Origin of the sequence: Enterobacter sp. RHBSTW-00318 (genome assembly GCF_014101375.1) — a bacterium.
Taxonomy (GTDB): Bacteria; Pseudomonadota; Gammaproteobacteria; order Enterobacterales; family Enterobacteriaceae; genus Enterobacter; species Enterobacter ludwigii.
Genome location: NZ_JABXQH010000001.1, coordinates 4,161,641 through 4,177,133, shown reverse-complemented (window position 1 = coordinate 4,177,133; position 15,493 = coordinate 4,161,641). Strand labels below are relative to the sequence as shown.

At 55.1% G+C, this 15,493-nt stretch carries 18 protein-coding genes; 4 read left to right on the top strand and 14 right to left on the bottom strand.

Annotation, left to right across the window (positions count from 1 at the left end; genetic code table 11):
- Positions 1-14 precede the first annotated feature (14 nt).
- The 9 genes from iscX to trmJ all read right to left on the bottom strand — a co-directional run bounded on the left by iscX (position 15) and on the right by trmJ (position 6,477).
- Positions 15-215 (bottom strand): Fe-S cluster assembly protein IscX, encoded by a 201-nt coding sequence (gene iscX, locus HV157_RS20635; protein WP_014171178.1) that lies wholly within the window; start codon positions 213-215, stop codon positions 15-17.
- Position 216: 1 nt separating this feature from the next.
- Positions 217-552, bottom strand: coding sequence for an ISC system 2Fe-2S type ferredoxin (fdx, locus tag HV157_RS20630; protein ID WP_014171179.1), 336 nt, complete (start codon positions 550-552; stop codon positions 217-219).
- Between the two features lies 1 nt (position 553).
- A complete protein-coding gene (gene hscA / locus HV157_RS20625; protein WP_020883023.1) occupies positions 554-2,404 on the bottom strand; it encodes a Fe-S protein assembly chaperone HscA in 1,851 nt (616 codons plus the stop codon).
- 14 nt (positions 2,405-2,418) lie between these two features.
- Positions 2,419-2,934 carry a co-chaperone HscB gene (gene hscB, locus HV157_RS20620; protein ID WP_014171181.1) on the bottom strand — a complete coding sequence of 172 codons (516 nt, stop codon included), beginning with the start codon at positions 2,932-2,934 and terminating at the stop codon, positions 2,419-2,421.
- Between the two features lie 76 nt (positions 2,935-3,010).
- Positions 3,011-3,334: an iron-sulfur cluster assembly protein IscA gene (gene iscA, locus HV157_RS20615; RefSeq protein WP_003860659.1), complete on the bottom strand. Its 324-nt coding sequence runs from the start codon at positions 3,332-3,334 to the stop codon at positions 3,011-3,013.
- Positions 3,335-3,347: 13 nt separating this feature from the next.
- On the bottom strand, positions 3,348-3,734 hold the full coding sequence (iscU, locus tag HV157_RS20610) for a Fe-S cluster assembly scaffold IscU (RefSeq protein ID WP_003860661.1): 387 nt from the start codon (positions 3,732-3,734) through the stop codon (positions 3,348-3,350).
- A 23-nt stretch (positions 3,735-3,757) separates the two neighbouring features.
- Complete coding sequence (gene iscS / locus HV157_RS20605) at positions 3,758-4,972, bottom strand: cysteine desulfurase (RefSeq protein ID WP_020883022.1); 1,215 nt, start codon at positions 4,970-4,972, stop codon at positions 3,758-3,760.
- A gap of 119 nt (positions 4,973-5,091) precedes the next feature.
- On the bottom strand, positions 5,092-5,583 hold the full coding sequence (gene iscR / locus HV157_RS20600; protein WP_020883021.1) for a Fe-S cluster assembly transcriptional regulator IscR: 492 nt from the start codon (positions 5,581-5,583) through the stop codon (positions 5,092-5,094).
- A 165-nt stretch (positions 5,584-5,748) separates the two neighbouring features.
- A complete protein-coding gene (trmJ, locus tag HV157_RS20595) occupies positions 5,749-6,477 on the bottom strand; it encodes a tRNA (cytosine(32)/uridine(32)-2'-O)-methyltransferase TrmJ (RefSeq protein WP_032669904.1) in 729 nt (242 codons plus the stop codon).
- 130 nt (positions 6,478-6,607) lie between these two features.
- Here trmJ and suhB point away from each other — a divergent pair, with 130 nt between their 5' ends.
- Positions 6,608-7,411, top strand: a complete 804-nt coding sequence (gene suhB / locus HV157_RS20590) for an inositol-1-monophosphatase (protein ID WP_020883019.1) — start codon at positions 6,608-6,610, stop codon at positions 7,409-7,411.
- Positions 7,412-7,463: 52 nt separating this feature from the next.
- Here suhB and HV157_RS20585 read toward each other — a convergent pair whose 3' ends face one another.
- Together HV157_RS20585 and HV157_RS20580 are read right to left on the bottom strand one after the other, a co-directional pair.
- Positions 7,464-8,444 (bottom strand): nickel/cobalt transporter, encoded by a 981-nt coding sequence (locus HV157_RS20585; protein WP_025203459.1) that lies wholly within the window; start codon positions 8,442-8,444, stop codon positions 7,464-7,466.
- Entirely contained in the window at positions 8,435-9,073 is a 639-nt protein-coding gene (locus tag HV157_RS20580; RefSeq protein WP_041162813.1) for a DUF1007 family protein, read from the bottom strand. The genes HV157_RS20585 and HV157_RS20580 overlap by 10 nt, the downstream gene beginning before the upstream one ends.
- Before the next feature lie 125 nt (positions 9,074-9,198).
- Here HV157_RS20580 and csiE point away from each other — a divergent pair, with 125 nt between their 5' ends.
- Positions 9,199-10,476, top strand: coding sequence for a stationary phase inducible protein CsiE (gene csiE / locus HV157_RS20575; RefSeq protein WP_014171189.1), 1,278 nt, complete (start codon positions 9,199-9,201; stop codon positions 10,474-10,476).
- Here the strand turns inward: csiE and HV157_RS20570 are convergent, their stop codons facing one another.
- Positions 10,477-11,616, bottom strand: a complete 1,140-nt coding sequence (locus tag HV157_RS20570) for a 3-phenylpropionate MFS transporter (RefSeq protein WP_020883016.1) — start codon at positions 11,614-11,616, stop codon at positions 10,477-10,479.
- A gap of 173 nt (positions 11,617-11,789) precedes the next feature.
- Between HV157_RS20570 and HV157_RS20565 the strand changes: the two genes are divergently transcribed.
- Complete coding sequence (locus HV157_RS20565) at positions 11,790-12,212, top strand: DoxX family protein (RefSeq protein ID WP_014171191.1); 423 nt, start codon at positions 11,790-11,792, stop codon at positions 12,210-12,212.
- 53 nt (positions 12,213-12,265) lie between these two features.
- Here the strand turns inward: HV157_RS20565 and glyA are convergent, their stop codons facing one another.
- Entirely contained in the window at positions 12,266-13,519 is a 1,254-nt protein-coding gene (gene glyA, locus HV157_RS20560; RefSeq protein WP_020883014.1) for a serine hydroxymethyltransferase, read from the bottom strand.
- A 304-nt stretch (positions 13,520-13,823) separates the two neighbouring features.
- Here glyA and hmpA point away from each other — a divergent pair, with 304 nt between their 5' ends.
- Entirely contained in the window at positions 13,824-15,014 is a 1,191-nt protein-coding gene (hmpA, locus tag HV157_RS20555; protein WP_182268889.1) for an NO-inducible flavohemoprotein, read from the top strand.
- Positions 15,015-15,109: 95 nt separating this feature from the next.
- Here hmpA and glnB read toward each other — a convergent pair whose 3' ends face one another.
- Complete coding sequence (glnB, locus tag HV157_RS20550; RefSeq protein WP_003860685.1) at positions 15,110-15,448, bottom strand: nitrogen regulatory protein P-II; 339 nt, start codon at positions 15,446-15,448, stop codon at positions 15,110-15,112.
- Positions 15,449-15,493: the final 45 nt, after the last annotated feature.

The window sequence follows — 15,493 nt, the reverse complement described above, 5'->3', positions numbered from 1 at the left end:
GCCCGTAAGGTGATTTATTCTGCTTCATCTAACCAGACTAACAGAATCGCCTCCAGAATTTTTTCATTGGATGCGTTTGGATCGTCGTCAAAATCGTCTAAATCGCAGATCCACTGATGCATATCGGTGAAGCGTACGGTTTTAGGATCGAGATCCGGGTTAGCGTCGTAGAGCGCTTCGCCGATTTCACGGCTGTCAGTCCACTTCAGTCCCATATCAGTGCTCGCGTGCGTGGTTGATGGTGTAGCGTGGGAATTCCACGACCAGATCTTCATCGGTCACCAGAGCCTGGCAGCTCAAACGGCTGTCTGGCTCCAGACCCCATGCTTTATCCAGCATGTCGTCTTCATCTTCGGTGCTCTCGGCCAGAGAGTCAAAACCTTCACGCACGATGCAGTGGCAGGTTGTGCAGGCACAGGATTTTTCACAGGCGTGTTCCACTTCGATACCGTTACGCAGGGCAACATCGAGAATGGTCTCACCGGTCTTCGCTTCCAGAACAGCACCATCCGGACAGAGGTCCGCATGAGGCAAAATAACAATCTTTGGCATATTAAACCTCGTCCACGGACTGGCCTTTCAGCGCGACGCGGACAGATTTGTCCATGCGGCGAGCAGCAAAGTCCTGGGTTTGTTTATCAACGTTTTTAATGGCTTCTTCTATTGCATCAGCATCATTGCCTTCGGCCACTGCGCTTAAGCGCGCGGCAGCCTCGTCAATCACCTGACGCTCAGCGGCGCTTAACAGCGCGGCGTCGGCAGCGAGCGCACCGTTCAGACTTTCCAGCACGCGTGCGGCTTCAACTTTCTGTTCTGCCAGCATACGCGCCTTCACATCCTGTTCGGCGTAGCTCATTGAATCCTGAATCATGGAGGCGATCTCACCGTCGGTCAGGCCGTAGGACGGCTTCACCTGGATAGACGACTCAACGCCGGTGGATTTCTCCATCGCCGTGACGCTCAGCAGGCCGTCCGCATCCACCTGGAAGGTAACGCGAATATGCGCACCGCCCGCAGGCAGCGCAGGAATACCGCGCAGCGCAAAGCGCGCCAGTGAACGACAGTCCTGCACCAGTTCGCGCTCGCCCTGCATCACATGGATGGACATCGCGGTCTGGCCGTCTTTGAAGGTGGTGAATTCCTGCGCGCGCGCCACCGGAATGGTGGTGTTACGCGGAATGACTTTCTCCACCAGTCCCCCCATGGTTTCTAAACCCAGGGAGAGCGGAATAACATCCAGCAGCAACATCTCGCTGTCCGGCTTGTTGCCGACCAGAATATCCGCCTGGATAGCCGCGCCCACGGCAACCACTTTATCCGGGTCGATGGACGTCAGCGGCGTGCGGCCAAAGAATTCACCCACCCGTTCACGCACCAGCGGTACGCGCGTGGAGCCACCAACCATGACCACTTCCAGCACCTCGTCAGCCTCAACGCCCGCATCTTTCAGTGCGCGACGGCAGGCCAGCAGGGTGCGTTTCACCAAAGGCGCGATCAGGTCGTTAAACTGTTCCCGGGTGATTTCCCCCTGCCAGCCCGCCACGTTGACGGTGACAGACTGCGCATCGCTCAGCGCGATTTTCGCGTCGATGGCCACGTCCAGCAGTTCACGCTGCACGCGTGCATCGCTGCGATCGGGAATACCCGCCTGCTCGCGAATGAAATCGGCCAGCAGATGGTCGAAGTCATCGCCACCCAGCGCAGAATCACCGCCGGTAGCCAGCACTTCAAACACCCCACGGCTTAAGCGCAGGATAGAAATATCAAAGGTCCCGCCACCCAGATCGTAAACCGCAATCACCCCTTCCTGACCGGAGTCCAGGCCGTAGGCAATGGCGGCCGCCGTCGGTTCGTTCAGCAGGCGCAGAACGTGCAGTCCCGCCAGACGCGCCGCGTCTTTGGTGCCCTGACGCTGTGCATCATCAAAGTAGGCCGGAACGGTAATGACCACGCCATCGAGATCGCCGCCGAGCGTTGCCGTAGCACGCGCCGCCAGCGCTTTGAGGATATCAGCAGAAACGCGGATCGGGTTCAGCAGCCCCGCTGCCGTGGCAATCATTGGCAGGCCGTTTTCACTGGCCTGCAGCTGATACGGCAAATGCGGATAACGGGTCTGAATATCGGCGAGGGAGCGGCCCATCATGCGTTTTACGGAACTGATGGTGTTCGCCGGATCGCGCGCGGCGTTCGCGCGTGCGTCGTAGCCAACCGCGTGGCCCTGCTGTTGGTAGTGGACCACGGAAGGCAGCAGATGACGGCCCTGCTCGTCAGCCAACGTTTCCGCCTGGCCGCTTCGCACGGTCGCCACGAGAGAATTGGTGGTGCCCAGATCAATACCTACCGCCAGACGACGCTGGTGCGGTGCGGCACTTAAGCCAGGCTCACTAATTTGTAATAAGGCCATAATTGCTTCCGAAATTAAAAATCGAGCAGCTTTTCTTCGAGTTGTTCAGCACTGCTTCGCAGTTTATCGAGAAAACGGAGTTTGCGCACAGTGTCTGCCGCCACATCCCAGGTCTCGTTGTTCAGTTGCTCCACCATCAGTTGATGGCGGGTATCGAACATGCCTTTTACGCGCTTGATGAAGCTTTCCAGACGCGCTTCATCTTTGGCCTGTTCAATCTCATCCAGCTCTTCACGCAGTTCCAGCTGTTCCATCAAAAACGCCGTATCACGCACGGTGTGCTGTTCACTCGCCAGATCAAAGCCATGAAGCGAGAGCAGATACTCAGCGCGAGACAGTGGATGGCGCAGCGTCTGCCAGGCCTGATTGATGGTCGCAGATTGCGATACCGCAGCCAATTGCTCTGACTGAGTACCACTGGCGAATTTATCCGGATGATACTGACGCTGCAGATCCTGGAAGCGGATCGTCAGCGCCTGCAGATCAATCGGGTATTGAGCGGGTAGTCCGAAGAGAGTGAAGTAATCCATAACAATCTCAGGGGTAGCCTGTTAGAACAAACCCCACGCACAGGAGTCCTGCGGTGGGGTTTCGGATAACGCGCGGTTAAACGTGGAAGCTTTCGCCGCAACCACACTCGTCTTTGACGTTCGGGTTCGTGAATTTGAACCCTTCGTTCAGGCCTTCTTTTACAAAGTCCAGCTGAGTGCCATTGAGGAATTGCAGGCTTTTGCCATCGACCACCACCTTCACGCCCTTGTCTTCAAATACGGTGTCATCAGACGCCGGTTCGTCAACAAACTCCAGTACGTAAGCCATACCAGAACAGCCGGAGGTACGTACGCCCAGTCGCAGGCCAAAGCCTTTACCACGGTTCGCCAGAAAAGAGCTTACTCGCGCGGCAGCGCTGTCGCTAAGGGTAATCGACATACTCAAACCTCAATTATTTTGCTTCACGTTTGCTTTTGTAATCCGCAATGGCGGCTTTGATCGCGTCTTCTGCCAGGATAGAACAGTGAATTTTCACGGGTGGCAGTTCGAGTTCTTCAGCAATATCCGTGTTCTTGATTGCCTGTGCTTCGTCCAGAGACTTGCCCTTCACCCATTCGGTGACCAGGGAGCTGGAGGCGATAGCAGAACCGCAGCCGTAGGTCTTGAAGCGCGCGTCTTCAATGATACCTTCATTGTTGACTTTAATCTGCAGCTTCATCACGTCGCCACACGCTGGCGCACCGACCATACCGCTACCTACGCTTTCGTCGCTGTTGTCAAAAGAGCCAACGTTGCGCGGGTTCTCGTAATGATCAATAACTTTTTCGCTGTATGCCATGTTGAATTCTCCTTATGTACCGATTAGTGATGTGACCATTCAATGCTGTTCAGATCCACGCCCTGCTTGAACATTTCCCACAGTGGAGAAAGGTCACGCAGACGACCGATGGAGTTGCGAACCAGCTTGATGGTGTAGTCAATCTCTTCTTCGGTAGTGAAACGACCTAAAGAGAAACGGATAGAGCTGTGTGCCAGCTCGTCAGTCATGCCCAGTGCGCGCAGCACATAGGATGGCTCCAGGCTTGCAGACGTACAGGCAGAACCGGAAGAAACCGCCAGGTCTTTCAGCGCCATAATCAGCGATTCACCTTCAACATAGTTGAAGCTGACGTTGAGAATGTTTGGTGCGCCCTGTTCGAGATCGCCGTTCAGATACACTTCTTCCATATCTTTCACGCCATCCCACAGACGGTTACGCAGCGTGCGCAGGCGCGCCATCTCGGTTTCCATCTCTTCTTTCGCAATACGGTAAGCTTCGCCCATCCCCACGATCTGGTGAACAGGCAGCGTACCGGAACGCATACCACGCTCGTGACCGCCACCGTGCATCTGTGCTTCGATGCGGATACGCGGTTTACGACGAACGTACAGTGCACCAATACCTTTCGGGCCATAGATTTTGTGGCCGGAGAAGGACATCAGGTCCACTTTCAGCTGGCTCAGATCGATAGGCAGTTTGCCCACGCTCTGGGTGGCGTCTACGTGGTAGATGATACCGCGCGCACGGCACATTTCGCCGATGGTCGCGATATCTTGCACAACGCCGATTTCGTTGTTTACGTGCATGATGGAAACCAGAATGGTGTCATCACGCATGGCCGCTTCGAGCTCTTTCAGGTCGATGATACCGTTGCTCTGTGGTGCCAGGTAAGTCACGTCGAAACCTTCACGCTCGAGCTGACGGCAGGTGTCCAGCACGGCTTTGTGTTCGGTTTTGCTGGTGATGATGTGCTTGCCTTTTTTCTGATAAAAGTTGGCCGCACCTTTGATCGCCAGGTTATCGGATTCGGTCGCACCGGAGGTGAATACAATCTCACGCGGGTCGGCACCCACCAGGTCAGCAATCTGATTACGGGCGATATCTACCGCCTCTTCAGCATGCCAGCCAAAACGGTGTGAACGGGAAGCTGGGTTACCAAAGTTTCCGTCCAGGGTCAGACACTGCATCATTTTCTCGGCAACACGCGGGTCCACCGGCGTGGTTGCGGAGTAGTCGAGATAAATCGGTAATTTCATTGCTCTATAAACTCCGTACATCGCTTCAATGCAAGGAATCAGGCAACCGGCTGGATGTACGACCGAGTACACGGAGCGAGCGAACGCTCCGGCCTGATTCTGAAATACTTATCTTTTTATTACGCGCGTAATTTGACGTCGATCGCGTCCTGGCCGCGGGTGCTGCGTTGGGAGTCCTGGCTGTGCTGACGGCCAGAGACATCCAGAACTTCCTGGTTATTTACCAGCTCACCTAAGGTGATGTTGTTCAGGAAGCCGGTCAGACGATCGCTCAGGTCGCGCCACAGCGCGTGGGTCAGGCACTTATCGCCGCCCTGGCAGCCGCCTTTACCCTGGCAACGGGTCGCATCAACGGATTCGTCAACGGCACTGATCACTTCGCCAACTGCAATACTGCCCGCGTCTTTACCCAGCAGATAACCGCCGCCTGGGCCACGAACGCTGGAAACCAGTCCATTTTTACGCAGTCTGGAGAACAGCTGCTCCAGATAGGAGAGGGAGATCCCTTGTCGTTCAGAAATATCAGCCAACGGAACCGGGCCCGCTTCGGAGTTGAGCGCAACGTCCAGCATCGCGGTCACGGCATAACGCCCTTTAGATGTCAGTCTCATGTCTTACTTAACCTCAAACTCGCCCCTGCCCGGGGTTTTTTATAGTAAAATGGGGGTATTGCATAGCAGGGCCAAGTCTGACATTCCTGACTAAAATGGTCAACTATTTACTTGACTGTTTTAGTCAGGTATTTAACCTTCCGTGCCGTATCACCAGGATGGGCACTACTCTTTATTCTTTTGCTCAATCGACGCCAGAATCCCGCGCAGAATGTTCAGTTCCTGGCTTTCCGGACGTGCACGGGTAAACAGGCGGCGCAGCTTGTTCATTACCTGCCCCGGGTGACCTTCACGGATGAAACCGGTAGAGAGCAGGGTCTGCTCCAGGTGACCATAGAAGCGCTCCAGATCGTCCACCAGCGGGTAGACGGCCTCTTCCTGCGGCTCTGCCGTTGCTTTTTCCTGCGTCGCCAGCCACGCCATACGCACTTCATAGGCAATCACCTGAACGGCCATTGCCAGGTTCAGGGAGCTGTATTCCGGGTTAGCGGCAATGGCCACGTGGTAATGGCACTTCTGCAGTTCATCGTTGGTCAGGCCCACGCGTTCACGGCCAAACACCAGCGCTACAGGAGCCTGTTCGGCTTCAGAGACGCTTTTCAGACCGCATTCACGCGGATCCAACATCGGCCACGGCAGTGTACGGGAGCGGGCGCTGGTCCCGACCACCAGACTGCACCCTGCCAGGGCTTCGTCCAGAGTATCCACGATCTGCGCGTTACCAATGACATCGCTGGCGCCCGCAGCCAGAGCGATAGCCTGTGAGTCGGGTTTCACCAGTGGGTTAACCAGCCACAGGTTCGTTAAGCCCATAGTTTTCATAGCGCGGGCTACGGAGCCCATATTGCCAGTGTGCGATGTTTCGACCAGCACGATTCGAATGTTTTGCAGCATAGTTTTAATGTCTGGATTCTGTGTCTGAAGAATATTCGGCCATATTATCATAAACGAGAGACATATTCCGATCTCGCTGCTATACTCTGCGCCGATTTTCCCGTTCTTTAACATCCAGTGAGAGAGACCGATGCATCCGATGCTGACCATCGCCGTGCGCGCAGCGCGCAAGGCGGGTAATGTAATTGCCAAACACTACGAAACGCCAGATTCTGTTGAAACCAGCCAGAAAGGCAGCAATGATTTCGTAACCAACGTCGATAAAGCCGCTGAAGCGATTATTATCGATACCATCCGCAAATCTTACCCGCAGCACACCATCATCACCGAAGAAAGCGGTGAACTTGAAGGTACCGATCAGGATGTTCAATGGGTTATCGATCCACTGGATGGCACCACCAACTTCGTCAAACGTCTGCCACACTTCTCCGTGTCTATCGCAGTACGCATTAAAGGCCGTACTGAAGTCGCCGTGGTTTACGATCCAATGCGTAACGAACTGTTCACCGCAACCCGCGGTCAGGGCGCGCAGCTGAACGGCTACCGTCTGCGCTGCAGCAATGCACGCGACCTCGACGGTACCATTCTGGCGACCGGCTTCCCGTTCAAGGCGAAGCAGCACGCAACCACTTACATGAATATTCTGGGCAAACTGTTCACCGAATGCGCGGACTTCCGTCGCACCGGTTCTGCCGCGCTGGACCTGGCCTATGTGGCTACCGGTCGCGTTGACGGTTACTTTGAGCTGTCACTGAAGCCGTGGGATTTTGCAGCGGGCGAGCTGATCGCGCGTGAATCAGGCGCCATTGTTTGCGATTTCACCGGCGGACACAACCATCTGACGACCGGCAACATCGTTGCAGGTAACCCACGTGTTGTTAAAGCCATGCTGGCAAACATGCGTGATGAGCTGAGCGACGCGCTGAAGCGTTAATCCAGCCTGCGGTGCCCTCTCCCGCCGGGAAAGGGCACCATGCTGTACCTGACTAAAACGGCCTTAATCCCCTTCCCACCGGCACCGCGCTCATCCACATCGTTACCGCAGCCACCAGCAGAATCATCCCGCCCGCCAGCGCGAGCGTTGTCCATCCGACCTGCCGCCACAGCACCGGCGTTTTATTGCCGCTGAGTTTGACCGCCAGTTGACGGAAACTGTGCACCAGCAGTGCCAGTGACGAAATCGTGAGTGACGTCCCGGCCGCCATGGCCAATGCCGAGAGCATTCCCCAGCCAAATACACCCATCACCTTACTGAACAGCAGCACCATGATTGCCCCTGAACACGGACGCATGCCCATTGAGAGCACAACCATCAGCCGCGCTCGCCAGTCATCACCGTTCTGTAGCTGCGCCTGCGTCGGCAGATGCTGATGCCCACAGCCGCAGTTCGCAGTGTGTTCATGGTGCGGCGTAAAAGCCCTGAACTGGGGTTTGTGCAGTAAAGCCCGCAGTTTTTTCAGTGCCCGCCAGCACAGGAGCAAGCCCAGCACACCGACCAGCGCGTAACTGCCCTTCTCCAGCCAGAAACTGCTGATATGCAGCTGACGAGCAGGAAGGCGTAATAACGACAGGACGACCACCACCAGCGCAATCGCCACGCCGCCCTGAAGCAGCGAAGATGCGAGGGTCAACCCAATGCTTGATTTGAGCCTGGACGGATGGGTCGCAAGCCAGGTCGCGATCACGATTTTGCCGTGTCCCGGCCCCAGCGCATGCAGGACACCGTAGAGAAAACTGAAGGCCAGAAGAGAACCGCCTGCCTTCGTCGGGTTTTCCGCCACCGCCTTCAGTAAGCCACTCATCTGCTGGTTGACCTCGCGCTGCCAGACAATGCTTTTCATCATCACCTGCGGCCAGGCGTGCCATAGCCACAACGCGCCGCACACGGCCAGCAGCAAAAAGAGCGCCAGCGGCCAGAGATGAAGCCAGCGGCGTGATTTTCGTGCCGGAGATGCGATCACTGACATTGCAACGTCACCTGCTGTGCGAACTGTTTACCCAGCTCCATGTCTTCGGGTGGTGCATCTTCTTTATCGAGAGAGACCGCAAAATTGAGCGTCTCTTCGCTCGGTTTTGGCGTGTGCAGTGCCATCGTGCAGGTTTTTTGCAGGGCTGCCGGTAGCGTCACATCACTCTCCTCTGCGTAATGCATATCGACATAGTAAGTGGGATCAAAGGTGGAAAACGTATAGGTCTGCCCAGCCAGCGGTTGCGGATGCGCCAGCGGCAGGACAAACGTCAGTACCGCCTGATGTCCGTCGCGGGTCATGCCATATTCCGTCGGCCGATTCATAAATTTCACTTTTTGTCCGTTATGCCAGAACTCGGTGAAATAGTGCTGACCAAGCACGTTGGCCATCACTTCCGCCGCCAGCTTTTTCCAGATTTCATCCCCGGGTTTTGCATTCCCGGCATCGTACAGCAGGTCAGCCGAGGTGATTTCATCCATCGTCCAGCGCATTTTCAGGCCACTGAGCTGCGTTCCGTCCGTTACCAGCTCGGTTTTCAGGCTGATAAAACTGTGAGGATGCGCGACGACAGCAAAGGGGATCACCGTCAAAAATAACGCCATTGCGCTTTGTTTAACTGTTTGCATCAATTCCTCACGTCATAAATTCTGTGATGTTCGCCAGCAATCCTGAGTGAAAGGCCTGCCGGCGCGCTTTTCAGCGCCCATCCTTTAGCTATTCTTATCAAACATTCCCACTGGATACCCGACAGATGATGACGACGCTTGAAATTCCATCTGTGCTTTCCAGTTCGCAGCGCCGCTGCCAGGTGCTTTTAATGCTTTACCTGCCCGATGCTGCCGTTACCGCACAGAGCATTATCGCTGCCAATGGCGTGGACGACGCTATGGCACGGCAAGATATAGCCGAGACGCGCGATGAAATCCAGCGCTATCACCGGCTCGACATCGTCACGTACCATGACGGCAGCTACCGGATTGAAGGCTCAGCCCTGAATCAACGTTTATGCCTGCTGCACTGGCTGCGCAGGGCTATGCGGCTGTGTCCGCAATTCGTTTCGCATCAGTTTACCCCCGCGCTGAAAACCGCGCTTAAACAGCAGGGCATTGCCCGGCCTCTCTATGATGATACCAACCTGCGGGCGTTGATCAGCTTCTGCTCGCGCAAGCTTCAGCGCCCGTTTGATTGCCGGGACGTACAGTTTTTGCAGCTCTATCTGCAGTATTGCCTGATGCAGCATCATCTGGGGAATACCCCGCAGTTTTCATCGGTGCAGCGTAACTGGACGCAATCAAGAGGGGAATATTTCACCGCTCAGGAGATTGTTCGTCACTGGAAACGCCGTGTGCCACAAGGGACCCACAGCGATGAACAACTTTTTCTCGCGCTGCTGTTTATGATGCTGCGCACCCCTGACCCTGTGCTTGATAAGCATCAGCAGGATCAGCGTCTGCGCCGGGCAATTGTGCGCATGGTCGCCCGTTTTCGGGCGCAAACCGGGATGAACTTTAGCGATGAACAGGGGCTGACCGACCAGCTTTATATTCATCTGGCCCAGGCGCTGGACCGTTCGCTGTTTGAGATAGGCATCGACAATAGCCTGCCGGAAGAGATCCATCGTCTCTACCCCCGCCTGTTACGCACCACCAAAGAGGCGTTGTTTGAGCTGGAAGCGGAATTCGGGCTGCGTTTTTCTGATGAAGAGATGAGCCTGGTGGCGGTCATTTTCGGCGCCTGGCTGATGCAGGAGACCGATCTGCATGAGAAGCAGGTGGTGTTATTGACGGGAGAGGATAAATCCTGTGAGGACGTGATAGAGCAGCAACTGCGCGAATTGACGTTGCTGCCGCTCAACATTCGATATCAGACGCTGCAGGCCTATCAGAAAGAGGGGGCACCGCGCGAAGCGGCGCTGGTCATCACCCCTTATCCGACCGCCCTGCCCCTGTTCTCACCACCGCTGATCCACGCCGTTGAGACGCTGAACACGCAGCAGCAAGAACATATTCGCGCCATGCTGGAATCGTAGCTACGCGCGCGCGGCGACTTTAGGGCGAACGAACATCGCCGGTAGGGCGACAAGCGCCATGACCCAGAAGACCCCGTGTCCCAGATGCTGGTAAAGGAAGCCCGCAAAGACCGTCATCACCGCAATACTGCCGCCCATCGCCACTGCCGAATAAACCGACTGCAACCGAATGACATCCCCGCCTTCACGCGCGGCGATATAGCGCATAGCCGCCAGGTGACATACCGTGAAGGTGCCGCAGTGCAGAATTTGCGCCACGATCAGCCACGGCAGCTCCGTCGTCCAGCCCATAATGCCCCACCGTATAACACCACAGACGGCAGAAAGCAGGAGCAGATCGCGCGCGCCGAAGCGCCGGAACAGCTTTTTGCTCAGCGCGAAGATAATCACCTCAGCGACCACACCGAGCGACCACAGGTAACCCACTGCAGATGCGGAGTACCCAGCCCCCTGCCAGTAGATGGCGCTGAAGCCATAGTACGCCGCGTGCGCGCCCTGCAGCAGACAGACGCAGGCCAGGAAACGCCAGCTTTGTGCCACCAGGCTTCGCCAGGCCGGCCAGCCGGCGCTTTCCTGATGACGGCTCTCACCTTGCGGCATTACTGATGGACGCAACAGCATCCCCAGCAGCATGGAGGCAATGCCGATACTCAGCAGCGCAAGGATCGCACGGTAATCGTAAAGGCTAACCAGTTTACCCACCAATGCAGAGCCGATGACAAAGGCAATTGAGCCCCACAGCCGCACGCGGCCATAATCCATCGTTATCTGTTTTTGCCAGGTGTTTGCCAGAGCATCCGTCAGCGGAACCAGCGGCGAGAAAAAGAGGTTGAAGCCGACCATCACCACCATCAGCCATGCAAACTGGTGGCTCACCCAGAAACAGGCGACAAAGACCAGCGTCAACAGCGCCAGAATGCGTACCGCCTTAATCAGCAAGGAGGGATCGCTGACGCGCGGTGCGATCAGCAGGCTTCCCAGGAAACGTGCCACCAGACCAGCGCCAAGCAGGATACCTATGGTCTCGGGCGTCAGGCCGATCCCCTTGAGCCAGACGCTCCAGAAAGGCAGAAAAATACCGTAGCTAAAGAAATAGGTGAAATAACTGAGCGCCAGCCAGCGCGTGGAATGCAAGACCATGAATCCCTCCCGAAATGGAGGCCATAGTCTGGCGAGAATACAAAAATTAAGCAAGTCGATAGCCTGCTATAAATTAACGAAAATTTAACATATTGTGCAGTCATCTGACTTATGGCAGGGAATGAAAATGTGTATTACGTTTAAATTACTCCACTTGCAGAGGTATTTCTGCCATGAACTCACTTCGCTATTTAGATTTCGGCCAGGCACGTCACCTGTTGCTGTTAATAGGTCGTATCGCGCTTGTCGTACTGTTTATTATCTTCGGCTATCCAAAACTGACGGGATTTAGCGGGACCGTACAATATATGACGTCGCTGGGTACACCCATGCCCATGCTGGCGGCCATTATTGCGGTGGTAATGGAGGTGCCTGCCGCCATCCTGATCGTGCTGGGCTTTTTCACCCGCCCTGTTGCCGTACTCTTTGTATTTTACACGCTGGGTACCGCGATTATCGGCCACCACTACTGGGATATGACCGGTGATGCCGTCATGCCGAATATGATTAACTTCTACAAGAATATCAGTATTGCCGGAGCGTTTATTTTACTGGCGATAGTGGGACCGGGAGCCCTCTCCCTTGACCGGCGTTAACCCATAAAAAAAGGCCGCAATCGCGGCCTTTTTTATTTCTGCAAACAGAAAGATTATGCGTATACCGGGAAGCGTGCGCAGATTTCCAGAACTTTACCTTTAACGCGCTCGATAACCGCTTCGTCATTGATATTGTCCAGAACGTCACACATCCAGCCTGCCAGCTCTTTCACTTCCGCTTCTTTAAAGCCGCGGCGAGTAACAGCCGGAGAACCGATACGGATACCGGAGGTCACGAACGGGCTCTTCGGATCGTTTGGCACGCTGTTTTTGTTCACGGTGATGTTGGCGCGGCCAAGGGCAGCGTCAGCTTCTTTACCGGTCAGGTTTTTATCAACCAGGTCCAGCAGGAACAGGTGGTTCTCAGTACCACCGGAAACCACTTTGTAACCGCGGTTCAGGAAGACTTCCACCATCGCTTTGGCGTTTTTAGCAACCTGCTGCTGGTAAACTTTAAACTCTGGCTCCATCGCTTCTTTCAGCGCCACCGCTTTCGCCGCGATAACGTGCATCAGTGGGCCGCCCTGCGCGCTTGGGAATACGGCAGAGTTCAGCTTTTTGTACAGCTCTTCGTCGCCACCTTTTGCCAGGATCAAGCCACCGCGTGGGCCCGCCAGGGTTTTGTGCGTGGTGGTGGTCACAACGTGAGCATGCGGGACCGGGTTCGGATAAACGCCTGCAGCAATCAGGCCGGCAACGTGCGCCATGTCAACGAACAGGTAAGCACCGATGCTGTCTGCAATTTCACGCATTTTTGCCCAGTCAACAATACCGGAGTAAGCAGAGAAACCGCCGATAATCATCTTCGGTTTGTGGGTCTGCGCCTGCTTCGCCATGTCTTCGTAGTCAATTTTACCGGACTCATCAATGCCGTAAGGAATGATGTTGTACAGTTTGCCAGAGAAGTTAACCGGAGAGCCGTGAGTCAGGTGGCCGCCTTGCGCCAGGTTCATACCCAGAACGGTATCGCCCGGTTGCAGCAGCGCGGTGTAGACCGCGAAGTTAGCCTGAGAGCCAGAGTGCGGCTGTACGTTAGCGTAGTCGGCGCCAAACAGTTCTTTAGCGCGATCGATGGCCAGTTGCTCAACGATATCAACGTACTCGCAACCGCCGTAGTAGCGTTTGCCCGGGTAACCTTCAGCGTATTTGTTGGTCAGCTGAGAACCCTGCGCCTGCATTACGCGCGGGCTGGTGTAGTTTTCGGAGGCGATCAGTTCGATGTGCTCTTCCTGACGTACTTTTTCCTGCTCCATAGCCTGCCACAGTTCGGCATCATAATCGGCAATGTTCATTTCACGCTTTAACATCCGCATCTCCTGACTCAGCTAACAATAAAATTTTGGCCTGAAAAGGCAGTCCTGTTGGACGACGGGCAACAGTATAACTGATTAGTTCTGTGATAACAGGTCTTGACAAACGATTTTACGCAAACGTTTTCCTACCCGCCACGCAAGGGTTTGAGGAATAAAGCCCTCATCATTTTCAACGGATTTCTTTTCAGGTTTGTGATGCATATTTTTCACGTTGCAAAGAACCATTTACAACGCAGGGGTATTTTTTATAAGATGCATTTAAAATACATCATTAAAAACACCACTGAAGGACGCTGCTATGCTCGACGCTCAAACCATCGCCACAGTTAAAGCCACTATTCCCCTGCTGGTCGAAACCGGCCCGAAACTCACCGCCCATTTCTACGATCGTATGTTTACGCATAACCCGGAGTTGAAAGAGATTTTCAACATGAGCAACCAGCGTAACGGCGATCAGCGCGAAGCTCTGTTCAACGCCATCGCAGCCTACGCCAGTAATATCGAAAATCTGGCGGCGTTGCTGCCTGCCGTGGAAAAAATTGCGCAGAAGCACACCAGCTTCCAGATCAAACCCGAGCAGTACAACATCGTCGGCGGCCATCTGCTGGCCACACTGGATGAGATGTTTAGCCCAGGTCAGGAGGTGCTGGACGCGTGGGGAAAAGCCTACGGCGTGCTGGCAAACGTGTTCATTAACCGTGAAGCACAGATCTACAGCGAAAACGCCAGTAAGGCTGGCGGCTGGGAAGGTACCCGCGCTTTCCGCATCGTCGAGAAAACGCCGCGCAGCCAGCTCATCACCAGTTTTGAGTTCGAGCCGGTGGATGGCAAGCCGGTCGCTGATTATCAGCCGGGGCAGTATCTGGGCGTGTGGCTGAAGCCTGAAGGTTTCCCGCACCAGGAGATTCGGCAGTACTCCCTGACCCGCAAACCAGACGGTAAACGTTATCGCATTGCCGTAAAACGCGAAAATGGCGGCCAGGTATCAAACTGGCTGCATAACGAGGCTAACGTGGGTGATGTGGTTCATCTGGCCGCGCCTGCGGGCGATTTCTTTATGGCGGTTGAGGCGAATACGCCGGTCACCCTGATCTCAGCCGGGGTGGGTCAGACGCCAATGCTGGCGATGCTCGATACCCTCGCTAAATCAAACCACAGCGCGCAGGTAAACTGGTTCCACGCGGCCGAGAACGGTGAAGTGCACGCGTTTGCCGATGAAGTGAATGCGCTGGCTTCCGGTCTGCCACGCTTTACCGCCCATACCTGGTATCGTCTGCCGACGGATGCCGACCGTGCAGCCGCACGCTTTGACAGCGAAGGTCTGATGAATTTGAGTCAGCACGAAGGGGCATTCAGCGCGCCGGAGATGCAGTTTTACGTCTGCGGACCGGTCGCGTTTATGCAGTATGCCGCGAAGCAGCTGGTGGAGTTGGGTGTGAATAAAGACAACATTCATTACGAATGTTTCGGGCCGCATAAAGTACTGTAATCGCCCGATGGCGCTACACTTTCCCGGCCGGTGAGGTTTTGCAGGCCGGGTAAGCATAGCGCCACCCGGCTGAATCAGGAATCAGGTACTGACGATTAAATCGCGGCGTCGTCTTCTTCACCGGTACGGATACGGATCACGCGTGCCACATCAAAGACGAAGATTTTACCGTCGCCAATTTTGCCGGTCTGCGCCGTACGGATAATGGTATCCACACAGGTATCCACGATATCGTCGCTCACCACGATTTCAATTTTCACTTTTGGCAGAAAGTCCACCATGTACTCTGCGCCACGGTAAAGTTCGGTGTGGCCCTTCTGGCGACCAAAACCTTTCACTTCCGTCACTGTCATCCCGGTGATGCCCACTTCCGCCAGCGCTTCACGCACATCATCCAGTTTGAAAGGTTTAATAATCGCATCAATCTTTTTCATGGTGGGTCCTTAAACTCTTGCCTGTAAGCTGCTTCGTAATCGGTT